Below are 13,948 nucleotides of genomic sequence, written 5' to 3'. Positions count from 1 at the left end.
CGGTGGGCTAGCTCACAATCTGGTGCGATGGGGTCTCCATCGATGACGGTTCTCGAGAGCCGATTATTCCCTCAAAGGTGCATCGGCGCAGCGCGCACCCCGTTACAAACGTGAGGACGATCTCATGTTCGATCCTTCCGTCGCAGATGTGAGCAAGGCCTCGGGCTCCTCCGGAACGAGACCACCGGTAGCGAGTTGCCACAAAGTGGTGTACAGACCTCCCGCTCGGCGCAGTTCGTCGTGGGGCCCGCACTCGACGATACGGCCGTCGTCGATGACGACCACGAGATCGGCGCGAGCGGCGGTCGCGAGACGGTGCGCCACCACTACGGCCGTCCGCGAACGCGCCACCCGCGCACCCGCCTCGAGCACCGCCTTCTCGGTGGCGGGATCGAGGGTCGCGGTGGCCTCGTCGAGCAGCAGCAGGTCGGGGTCCACCAGTTCTGCGCGCGCGAGCGCGATGAGTTGCCGCTGGCCCGCCGACAGACCCTGCCCGCGCTCACCCACCGGATGATTCATGCCGCCGGAGAGCCCCGCGACCATGTCGAGCGCCCCGACGGCCCGCGCGGCAGCCTCGATCTCCTCGCGTGATGCGTCGGGCCGGCCGTACGCGATGTTGGTCGCCACCGTGCCCGTGAACAGGTGCGCCTCCTGCGGAACGACGCCGAGCCGGCCGCGATAGTCGCGCAGGCGGTACCGGCGCAGATCGGTCTCGTCCACCCGCACCGAGCCCGAAGTGGGGTCGTAGAACCTCGCGAGCAGCTTGACGACCGTCGACTTCCCGGCGCCGGTCCGGCCCACCAGAGCGACCGTCGACCCGGCCGGGATACGCAGGTCCACCCCGCTCAGGGCTTCGCGTTCGGCCTCGCGGTACCGGAAACCGACCTCCCTCAGGTGGACGTCGCCGCGGAGGTGCCCGGTGACGGCCACCGTGCCCTCCTGCGCCGACTCGAGCGAACTCTCGGTCCGCAGGAGGTCGCCGATCCGGTGCAGACCCACCCTCGCCTGCTGGTAGCCGTCGAAGACCTGCGACAACTGCTGGATGGGTGCGAACAGCAGGTTCAGGTACAGCACGAACGCGATCAGCACACCCGGGCCGACCGCACCCGACGCCACCTCGCGCGCCCCGACGAAGACGACTGCGGCGAGCGCGAGGTCGGACAGGAAGGTGATGAACGGGAAGTACAGCGAGATCGCCCGTTGCGAGCGCAGGCGGCTGCGCCGATAGGCCTCCGCGCGCTCGGCGAAACGACGGGCGGCGGTCTCCTCCCGGCGGTAGGCCTGCGCGGCGCGCAGACCCGTGACGTTCTCCTGGAAATCCGCGTTCACCACGGATATGCGTTCGCGGGACTGCGCGTATGCCGTCCCGGAGATCTTCCGGAACCACAAGGTCGCGACCACCAGGACGGGCAGCACCGCCAGCACCACCAGGGCCAGGGACAGATCGGTCGCGATCAACGCGACCGAGATGCCGGTGAGCGTCAGCACCGCCACCACCGCGGTGGACAGGCCGGTCTGGATGAACTGCGACAACGCGTCCACATCGGTCGTCATCCGGGTCATGATCCGGCCCGACAGTTCGCGTTCGTAATAGTCGAGTCCGAGTCGCTGCAGGTGTGCATACGAGCGCACGCGCAGCCCGAACAGCACCCGCTCGCCCGCGCGCGCGGTGAGCACGGTGAGGATCGCGACCGCGATCCAGCCGAGCAGCGCGAGGACCACACCCGCGGCGGTCGCCTGCCACAACCGCGACGGCTCGCCCGGGGTCACCCCGCGGTCGACGGCGAACCGCACGAGCGACGGGAACGCGATGCTCGTCAGCGACTCCACCGCCAGGCACAGCACGACGAGCGCGAGCAGGGCACGCACCGGGCGCAGCGTCGTCCACAACCGGAACTGCGGGTCGGGCAGGCGCAGGGAGTCGGACTGCAGGGCCGGATCACTCCCGGGGGTCTCGGTGGCGGGGGGGAGGGCCGCGACCGCGGCGCGCAGTTCCGGTGTCGGGGCCACCGCGCCGAGCGCCCCCGGCATCGGTCCGCCGCGACCACCGCCCCCCGGTCCGCCACGACCACCACCGGGGGCCGCCGTGTCGACGACGGCGCCGGACGGCTCGTCCTCGTGGCCCTCCGGCCACAACTCGCCGGCCGCCACCGGACGCTCCGCATCCGGCACGACGTCCTCGTCGGTCGAGAGCAGACGCCGGAAGACGGGACTGCGTTCGTCGAGTTCGTCGACCGTCCCGATGTCGACGATGGTGTCGTAGCCCTCGGGCAGCGCGTCGACGAAGTCGTCGGCGCGCGCCGCTGCCGCAGCGGCCCGGATCTCGTCGTCCGACGCGTCGGGCCGGCCGAGCGCGATGTTGGACGCGACCGAGTCGGAGAACAGGAACGGCTCGTCGAAGACGAGACCGACCGCACCGCGCAGGTCGTCGGCGCGGAGGGTGGCGACGTCGATGTCGTGCCCGTCGGCGGTCAGGCACACCGACCCGTGGCGTGGCGCGTAGAAACGGGGGAGCAGCAGCGAGAGAACGGTCTTGCCCGAGCCCGCCGGACCGACGATCGCGACGGTCTCGCCGGGTGCGATCTCCAGGTCGAGCCCGCGCAGCACGTCCCGGTCGTCGTCGAAACCGAACGTCACATCCTTCAGGTGCACCCCGAGCGGACCGTCGGGCAGCGCGACGGGATGCGGGGGATCGGCGACGTCGGGTTCGGTGTCGATCACCTCGTACACCCGCTCCACGGCGGCGCGGGACAACTGCGCCATGATCACGACCTGCGACAGCGTGCGGGTCGTCGCCGTCATCGTCGCCACATAGGCGGTGAACGCCACGAAGGTACCCACGGTGATCCCACCGTCGAGGGCGAGCCAGCCGCCGAGCGCGATCGTGGCGACGAGCCCGAACTGCGGGATGGCACCCAGCGGTGCCGAGAACCACGCATTGATCCGGGCCGCGCGCAGACGCTCCGCGTACAACCGGCGACCGTGCTCCTCGAGCTGGTCGACGGCGCGGGACTCCTGGCCGAATCCCTTCACGACCCGCACCCCGGTGACGGTCTCCTCGACGTGCTGGGCGAGATCGGCCGCGCGCTGTTGCGCCGACCACGTCGCGGCGAACAGCTTCGGGCGCACCACCCGGACGAGGCCGCCGATGATCGGGACCGTGACCACCGCGACCAGCGTGAGCAGGGGCGAGAGCGACATCATGATCACCAGCGCGAGCACGAACTGCAGCAGCGCTCCCGCCGACATCGGCACCATCGCGAGCAGACCCTGGACGAGCTGCAGGTCGGTGATGGACCGCGAAACCACCTGACCGGTGCGGATGCGGTCCTGACCGTGGCCGTCGAGACGTTGGAGCGAGCCGAGCAGACGCAACCGCAGGTCGTGCTGCACGTCGAGCGACAGGCGTCCGGCGAGCATGCGCCGCCCGTACTGGCAGCCGAACCGGATCACCGCGCCGGCCGCGATCGCCCCCGCGGCGAGACCGATCAGACGCAGGTCGTCGGCGGGCACCTCGCCCTGTCCGGTCGCGCTGTCGACCGCGACTTTCGTCAGCAGCGGAAAGGTGATGTCGATCAGGGCGGCGACCACGGTGACGGCCAGCGCCCCCACGGCTGTTCTGCGGTGTTTCAGGCATTCGGCGACGAGCCGGGAAATCCATCCCGGTGTGCGCGGAATCGGGTCGTGTGCCATCGAACCGACATTAGCGCCGCGCGACGACAGACCGGGTCGGAGCCGGTCGCAGACGGTCGCTGCGCAGGGAGGTGCGTCAGACGATGTCGGCGGTTCGGGTCCGCCACCAGCCGAGACCGCCCAGCATCACGGTCCAGAGGACCAGGACCAGCGGTGCCAGCGGCCACGTCATCTCCAGCGTCACGTCCTCGGGCATCGACACCGCCGAGAACAGCACGTACCAGGTGGCCTGTGCCGGCAGGTACGACGCGAGTGCCCCGAGACCGAGACCGTGCAGGACGAGCGAGACGATCAGTTCACCGAACGGCACCCATGCGCAGATCGCGAGCACACTGCCCGTCGTGGACCGTGTGAGCAGGCCGAGCCCGGCTCCGATGAGCGACCACATCAGCGCGCAGAACAGGCCGATGCCCAGCACCTGGACGACCGATCCGAGGTCGGCGCCCTCGAAGCCGCCTCCGAACAGCACGAGCGTCGCGGCCGCCGCGAGTTCCGTGACGATGCAGTACAGCAATCCGATCACGGCAACGGTCGCGAGCTTCACACCGACGACCCGATCGCGGCCCCTCGTGGTGAGGAAGGTCGTCATGATCGTGCGGTGCGCGAACTCGCTGCCGGTCGCCACCGCGCCGAAGATCGCGGCGAACAGGAAGACCAGCGACAGGGCGAGGGAGATGCCGACCGCGGCGGCGACGGCTTCGGCGACGCCGTCGCCGAAGCCGTATTCGAGTTGCCGCGCGACCGGCAGTGTCAGCGCGCCGCAGAACAGGCCCACCATCAGCGGTGCGATGCCGAGGATCCACCAGTAGCGCAGGCTCAGGACCTTGCGGAACTCGGCGGTGAGAAGCGCGGTCATGCGGTGGGGCCTCCTTGTCCGGTCGGCGGTCGGTTCGGCTGTCCCCACTGCGACTGCGGGTACTGCTGGGCCTGCGGGTACTGCTGGGCCTGGGGTCGGTGGGGTCCGTGCCCCGGGTACTGCGCAACCGGAGCGGCCGCGTAGCGACCCGCCGTCATCGCCAGGTACACCTGCTCGAGATCGACGTGCTCGACACTCGTGCCGAACAATGTCACCTCCGCGGTTCCGGCGATCTCGGCGATGCGGTCGGGAGCAGCACCGACCACCGCGAGCCGTCCGTCCTGCTGCACCTGGGCATCGGTGTGCCCCGCTGCGGCGAGCGCCGTCGCGAGGCGGGCCGGGTCGGAGGACGCGACGAACACCCGCGAGCGGTAGGTGTCGCGCAGGTCCGTCATCGAGGTCTCCGCGACCAGGTGCCCGTTCGCGATGACCACGAGACGATCGGCCATCTGTTCGACCTCCCGCAGGATGTGACTCGAGATCAGCACGGTCCCACCGTTGCCGGCGAAGGCGCGGAGGAAGTCACGCAGCCAGGCCATGCCCTCCGGGTCGAGTCCGTTCGCCGGTTCGTCGAGCACCAGATAACGCGGTTGCCCGAGCAGCGCCGTCGCCAGGGCGAGTCGCTGCCGCATGCCGAGGGAGAACTCGCCGATGCGGCGTCGCGCGACCGATCCGAGGCCGACGAGGTCGAGCATCTGCTGCGCCCGCTCGTCGGGCACACCGATCGCGGCGCAGTAGATCTGCAGGTGCGTCAGCGCCCGGTGCTTGGGGTGGGCGCTGCGCGCGTCCAGCACGGCACCGACGACCTGCGCCGGCTGCTGCAGGGCCGTGAACGGCACGCCGTCGACGACGGCGTTGCCGGCACTCGGCCGGATGAGACCGAGCATCATGCCGAGTGTGGTGGACTTACCCGATCCGTTGGGACCGAGGAAACCTGTGATCGACCCGGGCGGAACCGTGAACCACAGATTCGACACGGCCGCGTGGTCGCCGAACGCCTTGCTCAGGCCGTGGACGGCGATCCCCGCGCCGGACGCCCCCGAGGGCACCCGGGGATCGGGTGTGCCGTACGGCGGTTGCGCTGACGGTGCTGTCACGGATACGGACCCCCGCGTCGTCGAGATGTGGGTGCGGCTCGTGCCGCGGTCGCCGTGAGCTTACGGGTCATCCGAGGAAGGGCAGGACGGCGTCGAGGAATTCGCGCGGGGCGTCGAGCTGGGGGCAGTGCCCGGCATCGGGGATGATCACGACTCGTCTCCTGCCGCCGGCCTGCACGCGCCGCGCGGCATGAGCGGGTGTCAGCCGGTCGCGCGCACCCCACACCAACAGGGCCGGCATGTCGAGGGCGTGCACCATCTCCGGGATCGGCAGCCGGCCGAGTTCGCCGATGGCGTGCCGGCCGACCGTCAGCAGGGTGTCGACCTGCTCGCGCGTCGCGTAGTTCGCCGCGAACGCCGTGCGCACGGCCCGGTCGAAGGTGCCGCGTCGATGCACCGCCGCACGCCCGTACAGGGTGCCCATGACCTGCTGCATCACCGCGACGGGCAGCGGACGCAGCAACGCGCGCGACAGCTCGACCGGCATGCGTGCGCCGCGTGTCCACCACCGGGGGATCCCGGCGAGCCCCGGCATGTCGGCGAGCACCACACGATCGACGCGGGACGGGTGGACGGAGGCGAACACCAGCGCCGTCACCGCACCGAGCGAGTTCCCGACCAGCGACACCGGCTCGGGCACGTCGTCGACGAGTTCGGCCACGATGTCGACGTAGTGGTCGAGCACCGGTGTCTCCCAGTGCTGCGCGCTGCGCCCGAAACCGGGCAGGTCGACCGTGAGCACCCGGTGACGCTCGGCGATCGCCGGTGCGACCTTGCACCACGTACCACCGTGGTCGGAGAAGCCGTGCAGCAGTACGACGGTGCGCGCTCCCGCACCGGACTCCCGGACGTACACCTTCCCGTCGGCGGGCACCGTCAGTCCTTCGATACCGGAACCCCGGCGTCGAGGACCGGTGCCTCTCCGTTCACGGGGAGGACGGGACGGGCGATGGGCCACGCGGGCGGGGGAGGGCCGAAGGCGTCGCGCGCGTGCTGGATCGTGCGCTTGCCCAGCGCGCGGTTACCCACACCACCGATGGCGGCACCGATACCCGCGGGCACGAGCTTGCCGATCAGCAACGGACTCCGCTTCGCGACGTACCGGCGGATGAACTTCTTGACCAGCGAATTGTTCAGCGTCTTCAGCTGGGTGCCACCCGTGCCGGTGGTCAGTGCCTTGGGCCAGTTGCGCAGCGACGCGCCGGTCGCGGTCGCGACGATCTCCCGGCCGGCATCACCGAGGGAGACGGCGAGCACCAGCGCACGGCGCTGTTCGTGGTTGTGGGGTTCGATCCCGTGCACCGATGCGATGGCCAGGGTGAGCAGCGCGGACGCCTCGAAGAAGAAGGCCGTCTCGGCGCCCACCGCGCCGATGGCCGCGAGTGTCCCGACGCCGGGGAAGGCCGCGGTCGCGCCTGCCGCCGACCCGCTGCCCGTGACGCTGAGCAGGAACTGCTTCTCGAGCCGCTCGATGATCTGCGCCGGGGACTCGTCGGGATGTGCGCGACGCATGAGATCGACGTACTTCGCCACCGCAGGTCCCTGCAGCTTCGCGCCGTTGTCCAGCATCTTGACGATGAAGGCCTCTGCGATGCCTGGTTTGCTGCTCATCGTGCCCCTGTTCTCCGGTGCTCTTGTCTTCCGGACTGCTCTCATTACGCTGGTGCCATGACCGGGTCCGCAGTCGGGGTGTCGGACGACGCCAGGCGGCGTCCGGCGCCCCTGCTGACACCCTACGTACGGTCGTACGAGGGGTATCGGCTCGACGGTTTCCCGCCGGGGACCCACCTGGGTATGCCCTCTCCGGAGGTCACCGTAATCCTCACGATCTCCGAACCGGTCGAACTCTCCCGGGGCGACGGGCGGTCCCCGGAGCGTTTCGATGCTCTTGCCGGAGGTCTGTCGACGCGCCCCGTGCCCATCGTCCACGACGGGCGCCAGCACGGAATGCAACTGTCCCTCACCCCGGCGGGTGCCCGCGCGCTGCTGGGTGTGCCCGCTGCCGCACTCGGCTCGTGGGCTGTCGACCTCGAGGACGTCATCGGTGCCGACGGGCGAGAGTTGTTCGACCGGATCTCCGCGTGCGTGTCCTGGGACGAGCGGTTCGCCGTCCTCGATCTCTGCCCGGTCGACGGGTCCGGACGGGCACCTCGCGCACGCCTGGCACGTGCTGGTGTCCGATCCTGCCCGTCCGGTCCGTGCCGTCGCGGACGAACTCGGATGGAGCAGACGCCACCTCACGAATCGGTGCACCGCCGAGTTCGGGCTGTCGCCGAAAGAGGTGGCCCGGGTAGCGCGGTTCGACCGGTCCCGGAAGATGCTGCGTGCCGATCCGACCCGGCGTCTGGCGGACATCGCCGTCGTCTGCGGCTTCTACGATCAAGCACACCTCGCCCGCGACTGGCGCGACCTGGCCGGCGTGCCGCCGTCGCGGTGGCTCGAGGACGAAGTGTTCCCATTCGTCCAAGACGACTGAGGTGGCGGCGCCGACACTGGACGGCATGACGAACACAACGAATTCCCCGCAGCAGTCGGCCACCGTCACACCTACCGTCGACTCGGTGTGGCCGTGCTTCGCCTACACCGACGCCCGGGGCGCGATCCGCTTCCTCGTGGACACCCTCGGGTTCGTCGGGACAGAGGTCTACGGGGAGGGCGAGCGCGTCGACCACGCAGCCCTGCTCTGGCCGTACGGCGGAGGCGTCATGCTCGGATCGACCGGTCGCGGGTCTCCGCTCGACCAGCACGCCGATACGGGTACCGCCTATCTCGTGCTTCCCGACGACGCCACCGTCGACGCCCTGTACGAGAGGGTGCTCGCCTCGGCACAGGCCGACGACCCGGCCGTTCGCGCGACCGTGACCGTCGAACTCCGCGACGAGGACTACGGCTCGCACGGGTTCACCTGCCGCGACCCTCACGGGGTGTACTGGAGCCTCGGCACCTATCGGCCGCGCCGGCCGTAGGAACCGTCGCAGGGATCAGCGGGCGATGGCGCCGTGCCCGTCGGGGACCACCTCGCTCGGGCGCGGCGGAGGCGGCGGCGTGCCGTCACCGAACGGCCGCCCGCCGAGAGCCTCACGACCGTGCGGGTCGAGCCAGTTCGACAGGTCCGGCCCCTTCGGCACGATGCCGGTCGGATTCACGTCGGTGTGCACGAGGTAGTAGTGCTGCTTGATCTGCACGAAGTCGACGGTGTCGCCGAAACCGGGGGTCTGGAACAGGTCGCGCGCGTATGCCCACAGTGCCGGGAAGTCCACCAGCCGGTTCCGGTTGCACTTGAAGTGCCCGTAGTAGACGGGGTCGAACCGGACGAGCGTGGTGAACAGGCGCACGTCGGCCTCGGTGATGCTCTCGCCCACGAGATAGCGCCGTGCTCCGAGGCGTTCCTCGAGCCAGTCGAGTCGGGCGAACAGGCGGTCGAAGGCTCTGTCGTAGGACTCCTGCGAGCCGGCGAAACCGCACCGGTACACGCCGTTGTTGACGTCCCGGTAGACGAGTTCGGCCACTTCGTCGATCTCGTCCCGCAGATTCTCCGGATACAGATCCGGGGCGCCCTCACGGTGGAATTGCGTCCACTCGGTGGAGAAGTCGAGGGTGATCTGCGGATAGTCGTTCGTCACGACCTGCCCGGTGGGGACGTCGACGACTGCCGGGACGGTGATCCCGCGGTCGTATCCCGGGTAGCGGGCGAAATAGGCGTCCTGCAGTCGCGGGATCCGGAGGACGGGATCGACCCCGCCCGGGTCGAGATCGAACGTCCAGCTGCGCTCGTCGTGAGTCGGGCCGCACAATCCCAGCGACAGGGCGTCCTCGAGACCGAGCAGTCGCCGCACGATCAGGGTGCGGTTGGCCCACGGGCAGGCGCGGGCGGCGACGAGCCGGTACCGCCCGGCCTCGACGGGATAGCCGTCGCGCCCGTCGGCGGTGATGCGGGTGGGGATGTAGTTGGTGTCGCGGGTGAACTCCGCACCCGGCTCGACGTACTTGTTCTCGGTCACCTGCGCATCCTTCCGCACTGTCCTCATCGTCCGGGTGGTACCCGAACCGTCACGAGGGTTCCCCAGATGTCGTATCCCGACACCGCCGCGACGGTCCGGGCACCGCGGTTGTCGCGGCGCATGCGGGCGAGCGGCACGAGTCCCGCGTCGAGCGCATCGTGGGTCGCCAGCGTTGCGACGGTCGAGGCGAGACCCCGGCGACGCGCGGCGGGTGTCGTCAGCACCCGCACGTCGGCCAGCAGCGATCCGAGTTCGCTGTAGGCGGCAGCGGCCAGGGGACGGTGGTCGTCGTCGAGCAGTACGAACACACGCGACGGTCCGCCGGGCGACAGTTCGGCCTCGGTGACGTCGTCGGGCGGGCAGCACCGCAGCAGTTCCGCGAGGTCCCCGGGATCGTCCGAGACGAGCGGGTTGTCGACGCGTGTCGCGTCGATCCAGTCGGTACACAGACCGAGGATCTCCGTGCGACCCGCGTGACCGGCGACGACGACTTCGGCGTTCGGTGCGTCGAGTTCGGCGGGGTCGGGTTCGGCTGCGAGACGGGAGACCGCGGTATCGGGACCCACGATCGCCGTGGCGCGCCCCACGGCCAGCACCCGGACGTCGCGGACCGAGTCGTCGACCCGTGTGACGCAGGCGGGTTCGGCGAGGGCACCGTCGGGCAGGCCCAGCGCACGACACCACGCGAGGGCGGCGATGCTCGAGATGTGCGGGTCCACCCCGCTACCGTAGACCGCCGACGAGGGGAGAGGTCCGGTGAGCGAGAACAGCGAGGTCGACACGCGCCGACGCGGGTCCGAGGTGGCGGTGGAGATGTCGGACGGTGCCCGCTGGGCGGCGTTGGGGGCACTGTGCCTGGGTTTCTTCATGATCCTGGTGGACAGCACCATCGTCGCCGTCGCCAACCCGGCGATCATGCGGACCTTCGGGGCCGACATCGCCGCCGTCGTGTGGGTCACGAGCGCGTATCTGCTCGCGTACGCGGTGCCGCTCCTCGTGACGGGCCGCCTCGGCGACCGCGTGGGGCAGCGACGGGTCTATCTCGCCGGGCTGGTGCTGTTCACGATCGCGTCCCTGTGGTGCGGTTTCTCGTCGACGATCGAGATGCTCATCGTCGCGAGGGTCTTCCAGGGTTTCGGCGCGGCGCTCATGTCGCCGCAGACCATGGCCGTGGTGACGCGGATCTTTCCGCGTGAGCGGCGCGGGACCGCGATGGGGCTGTGGGGCGCAGTGGCCGGTGTCGCGACGCTGGTCGGCCCCTTGGTCGGCGGTGTCCTGATCGACGGCCTCGGCTGGGAGTGGATCTTCTTCGTGAACGTGCCCGTGGGAATCGTCGGGTTCGCGCTGGCCGTGCGGTACGTGCCCGTGCTGCCGACGAGTCCGCACCGGTTCGACGTGCTCGGGATGCTGCTCAGCGGCGCCGGTCTGTTCTGTCTCGTGTTCGGCATCCAGGAGGGAAACTCGTTCGAGTGGACCGCCCGGGTGTGGGTGCTGATCGTCGCGGGCATCGCGTTGCTCACCGTGTTCGTCGCGCAGCAGTCACGCAACCGGGGGGAACCGCTCGTGCCGCTGTCCCTGTTCCACGACCGCAACTTCGGTCTCGCGAACATCGGCATCGCGACGATGGGTTTCGCCATCACCGGCGTCATGCTGCCCATCATGTTCTACGCCCAGTCGGTGCGTGGACTGAGTCCCACCGGTGCGGCGCTGCTCATGGTGCCGATGGCGGTGTTCAGCGGCGTGCTCGCGCCGCTCGTGGGCAGACTCGTCGACCGCCTCCACCCGCGATCGATCGCAGGCACCGGATTCTCGCTGCTCGTCGTCGGGCTGGGATGGCTCGCCTCGGTGATGACCCCCGACGCGGAGATCTGGCAGTTGCTGCTGCCGATCGCTCTGATCGGTATCGCGAACGCGGGGATCTGGTCTCCGCTGTCGGCCACCGCGACGAACGGGCTCGCGCCGAGTCGAGCGGGCGCGGGCTCCGGTGTGTACAACACGACGCGTCAGGTGGGTGCGGTGATAGGCAGTGCCGCTCTGGGCGCGATGATGGCGGCCCGGCTGTCGGCGAACGGCGTCGGCGGGGGCGGGGGTGCGTCGGAGATGCAGACGTCCGTCCTGCCGGAGCCGCTGCGTGCGCCGTTCGCCGCCGCGATGGCGGAATCGCTGTGGCTCCCCGCCGGTGTCCTGATCGTCGGACTCGTGGCCGTGCTGGCCTTCGACCGCCCCGCGAGTCAGAAGGAACAGCGTGCCCCGGAGGGCAGTTCGGCGCCGGCAACGGCCTGACGACAGTCCGCGGTACGGCTGACAGGTGTCCGTGACCCGCGGTTTCCTCACACGGCTGTGATCCGCGCCATATAGTGCAGGCACGCACGCCGGGTGGGAGGTGGCATGTCGGTGGCCGTAGTGGAGATTCCTGCAGGCAGTCGTTGGCTCCGGGACGATCGGATCACTCGCTGCGCGAGCGGCATCCTGCAGTACGACGGCCTCGAGCCGTGCCTTGCGGAGTTGCTCGACCGGAGTGCGCTGCGTTTCGCCAACCGGGTCGCCGTGGTCGACCGCTGCGGCCGCGCGCTCACCTACCGCGAACTGTGGGCCGCCGCCGCCCGCGTCGCCGGTGGCCTCCTCGACCAGGGTGTCGGTCCCGCCGACCGCGTGGTGGTGAACCAGGCGAACAGCATCCGCTGGCTCGTCGGTTTCCTCGGAGTGGTCCTCGCCGGCGGCGTCCCTGTGCTCCCCGCCCCGAGTTGCAGCGCGGAGGAGGCGGCGGAGATCGAAGTCCACAGCGGTGCAGTGCTGACCCTGGATTCGGACCTTCCCGACGGCGTCGCCTTCCTCGACGGCGGGGCCTCGCCGGACGAACTCGCGGTGCTCTACTACGTGCGCGCCGCCGGTGGTGCCCTGCGTGGCGTCGAATTGACCAACACCAACGTGCTGTCGACGATCGAAGCCGTCGCACACGCGATGGACCTCGTCGGCGACGGCGTCCGGACCGTGCTGACGGCTCCGCTGTCCACGGCGGTCGGATGCAGCGTCCAGTTGCTGCCCACGCTCGCGTTCGGAGGCACCGTGATGGTCTCGGGGTCCCGGGTGATCCGCGCACCGTGGCGGCATCTGCGCGCGGCCTTCCCCACTTCGCGGTGCGTGCGGGGCTGGGGGGTCGCCGAGACGGGCGGGATCGGTCTGCTGCTGCCCTCGGAGCATCGCTCCCGTCATCCTCGCAGCATCGGAGTGCCGTTCGGCGGGATCGAGGTCGCGCTGCTCGGACCCGACGCCGAGAACGGCGTCGGCGAACTGCTCTGTCGCGGGCCGAGCGTGGCCCGGCGGTACTGGCGCGAACCGTGCGCGACGGCCGACGCGTTCAGGGAGGACGGCTGGTTCCGCACGGGAGATCAGGTGCGCATCGACGACGAGGGCTTCGTCGATCAGCTCGCCGTCCGGGTGTCGTGATTACTGGAACACGTTCTCGTCCGGTATACAGCCTGTAACCGGATGATCCGGCATTTTCCGTAGTGGAGAGGTATGTCCATGTCCGATGTAGTCCTGCTCGAACGACGCGATCGTGTTCTCGTCATCACCATCGACCGGCCCGACGCACGCAATGCGGTCAACGCCGCGGTGAGTCACGCCCTCGCCGAGGCGGTCGACGAACTCGACGGCGACGACTCCCTGTCGGTGGGGATACTCACCGGTGCCGGTGGCACCTTCTGTGCGGGTATGGACCTCAAGGCGTTCGTCGCGGGCGAGAACGTGGTCGTACCGGGCAAGGGCCTCGGGTTCACGGAAGCGCCTCCGCGCAAGCCGCTGATCTCGGCGGTCGAGGGGTTCGCGCTCGCCGGTGGAACCGAACTCGTCCTGGCCACCGACCTCGTCGTCGCGGCGAAGGACGCGAAGTTCGGTATCCCGGAGGTCAAGCGCGGCCTGGTCGCCGGTGGTGGTGGCCTGCTGCGCCTGCCGTCGCGCATCCCCTACCAGAAGGCACTCGAGCTCGCGCTCACCGGGGATGCGTTCACCGCCGAGGAAGGCTACGGCTACGGTTTCGTCAATCGCCTCACCGAACCCGGCGGGGCACTCGAGGGCGCACTCGAGCTGGCCGAGCGCATCACGGCGAACGGACCGCTCGCCGTGGCGGCGACCAAGGAGATCATCGTCCGCTCGGCCGACTGGTCGCGCGAAGAGGCGTTCGCGAAGCAGATGGAGATCATGGCGCCCGTGTTCTCCTCGGAGGACGCGCGTGAAGGTGCCACGGCCTTCGCCGAGAAGCGGCCTCCCGTGTGGAAGGGGCGCTGAGCGGTCGCACTCGC

11 protein-coding genes and 1 pseudogene are annotated in these 13,948 nt (G+C 70.0%); 5 read left to right on the top strand and 7 right to left on the bottom strand.

Annotated elements, in window-relative coordinates; all coding sequences use genetic code 11:
• Positions 1 to 102: 102 nt before the first annotated feature.
• From A8G18_RS14355 to A8G18_RS14335, 5 genes are all read right to left on the bottom strand, one after another.
• Positions 103 to 3,693 (bottom strand): ABC transporter ATP-binding protein, encoded by a 3,591-nt coding sequence (locus tag A8G18_RS14355; protein WP_064064403.1) that lies wholly within the window; start codon positions 3,691 to 3,693, stop codon positions 103 to 105.
• 76 nt (positions 3,694 to 3,769) lie between these two features.
• Positions 3,770 to 4,549, bottom strand: a complete 780-nt coding sequence (locus A8G18_RS14350; protein WP_064064402.1) for an ABC transporter permease — start codon at positions 4,547 to 4,549, stop codon at positions 3,770 to 3,772.
• Positions 4,546 to 5,646: an ABC transporter ATP-binding protein gene (locus tag A8G18_RS14345; protein ID WP_425337701.1), complete on the bottom strand. Its 1,101-nt coding sequence runs from the start codon at positions 5,644 to 5,646 to the stop codon at positions 4,546 to 4,548. Before A8G18_RS14345 ends, A8G18_RS14350 begins: the two co-directional genes overlap by 4 nt.
• Positions 5,647 to 5,713: 67 nt before the next feature.
• Positions 5,714 to 6,520, bottom strand: coding sequence for an alpha/beta fold hydrolase (locus A8G18_RS14340; protein WP_064064400.1), 807 nt, complete (start codon positions 6,518 to 6,520; stop codon positions 5,714 to 5,716).
• A gap of 2 nt (positions 6,521 to 6,522) precedes the next feature.
• Positions 6,523 to 7,257, bottom strand: coding sequence for a hypothetical protein (locus A8G18_RS14335; protein ID WP_064064399.1), 735 nt, complete (start codon positions 7,255 to 7,257; stop codon positions 6,523 to 6,525).
• 57 nt (positions 7,258 to 7,314) lie between these two features.
• Here A8G18_RS14335 and A8G18_RS23675 point away from each other — a divergent pair.
• Positions 7,315 to 8,122: pseudogene (locus A8G18_RS23675) on the top strand (AraC family transcriptional regulator).
• A gap of 25 nt (positions 8,123 to 8,147) precedes the next feature.
• Positions 8,148 to 8,612 carry a VOC family protein gene (locus tag A8G18_RS14325; protein WP_064064443.1) on the top strand — a complete coding sequence of 155 codons (465 nt, stop codon included), beginning with the start codon at positions 8,148 to 8,150 and terminating at the stop codon, positions 8,610 to 8,612.
• A 15-nt stretch (positions 8,613 to 8,627) separates the two neighbouring features.
• Here the strand turns inward: A8G18_RS14325 and A8G18_RS14320 are convergent, their stop codons facing one another.
• Together A8G18_RS14320 and A8G18_RS14315 are read right to left on the bottom strand one after the other, a co-directional pair.
• A complete protein-coding gene (locus A8G18_RS14320) occupies positions 8,628 to 9,674 on the bottom strand; it encodes a glutathione S-transferase family protein (RefSeq protein WP_064064398.1) in 1,047 nt (348 codons plus the stop codon).
• Positions 9,671 to 10,366, bottom strand: coding sequence for a GNAT family N-acetyltransferase (locus tag A8G18_RS14315; protein ID WP_064064441.1), 696 nt, complete (start codon positions 10,364 to 10,366; stop codon positions 9,671 to 9,673). Before A8G18_RS14315 ends, A8G18_RS14320 begins: the two co-directional genes overlap by 4 nt.
• Positions 10,367 to 10,460: 94 nt before the next feature.
• On the opposite strand from A8G18_RS14315, the gene A8G18_RS14310 reads away from it, so the two are divergent.
• From A8G18_RS14310 to A8G18_RS14300, 3 genes are all read left to right on the top strand, one after another.
• Positions 10,461 to 11,930 carry a DHA2 family efflux MFS transporter permease subunit gene (locus A8G18_RS14310; RefSeq protein WP_064064442.1) on the top strand — a complete coding sequence of 490 codons (1,470 nt, stop codon included), beginning with the start codon at positions 10,461 to 10,463 and terminating at the stop codon, positions 11,928 to 11,930.
• Between the two features lie 120 nt (positions 11,931 to 12,050).
• Positions 12,051 to 13,094, top strand: a complete 1,044-nt coding sequence (locus A8G18_RS14305; RefSeq protein ID WP_084421807.1) for a class I adenylate-forming enzyme family protein — start codon at positions 12,051 to 12,053, stop codon at positions 13,092 to 13,094.
• Between the two features lie 78 nt (positions 13,095 to 13,172).
• Complete coding sequence (locus tag A8G18_RS14300) at positions 13,173 to 13,934, top strand: crotonase/enoyl-CoA hydratase family protein (protein WP_064064440.1); 762 nt, start codon at positions 13,173 to 13,175, stop codon at positions 13,932 to 13,934.
• The last annotated feature ends 14 nt before the right edge of the window (positions 13,935 to 13,948 follow it).

Origin of the sequence: Rhodococcus gordoniae (assembly GCF_001646655.1) — a bacterium.
GTDB lineage: Bacteria > Actinomycetota > Actinomycetes > Mycobacteriales > Mycobacteriaceae > Rhodococcus > Rhodococcus gordoniae.
This window is presented reverse-complemented; position numbering and strand designations above follow the sequence as displayed.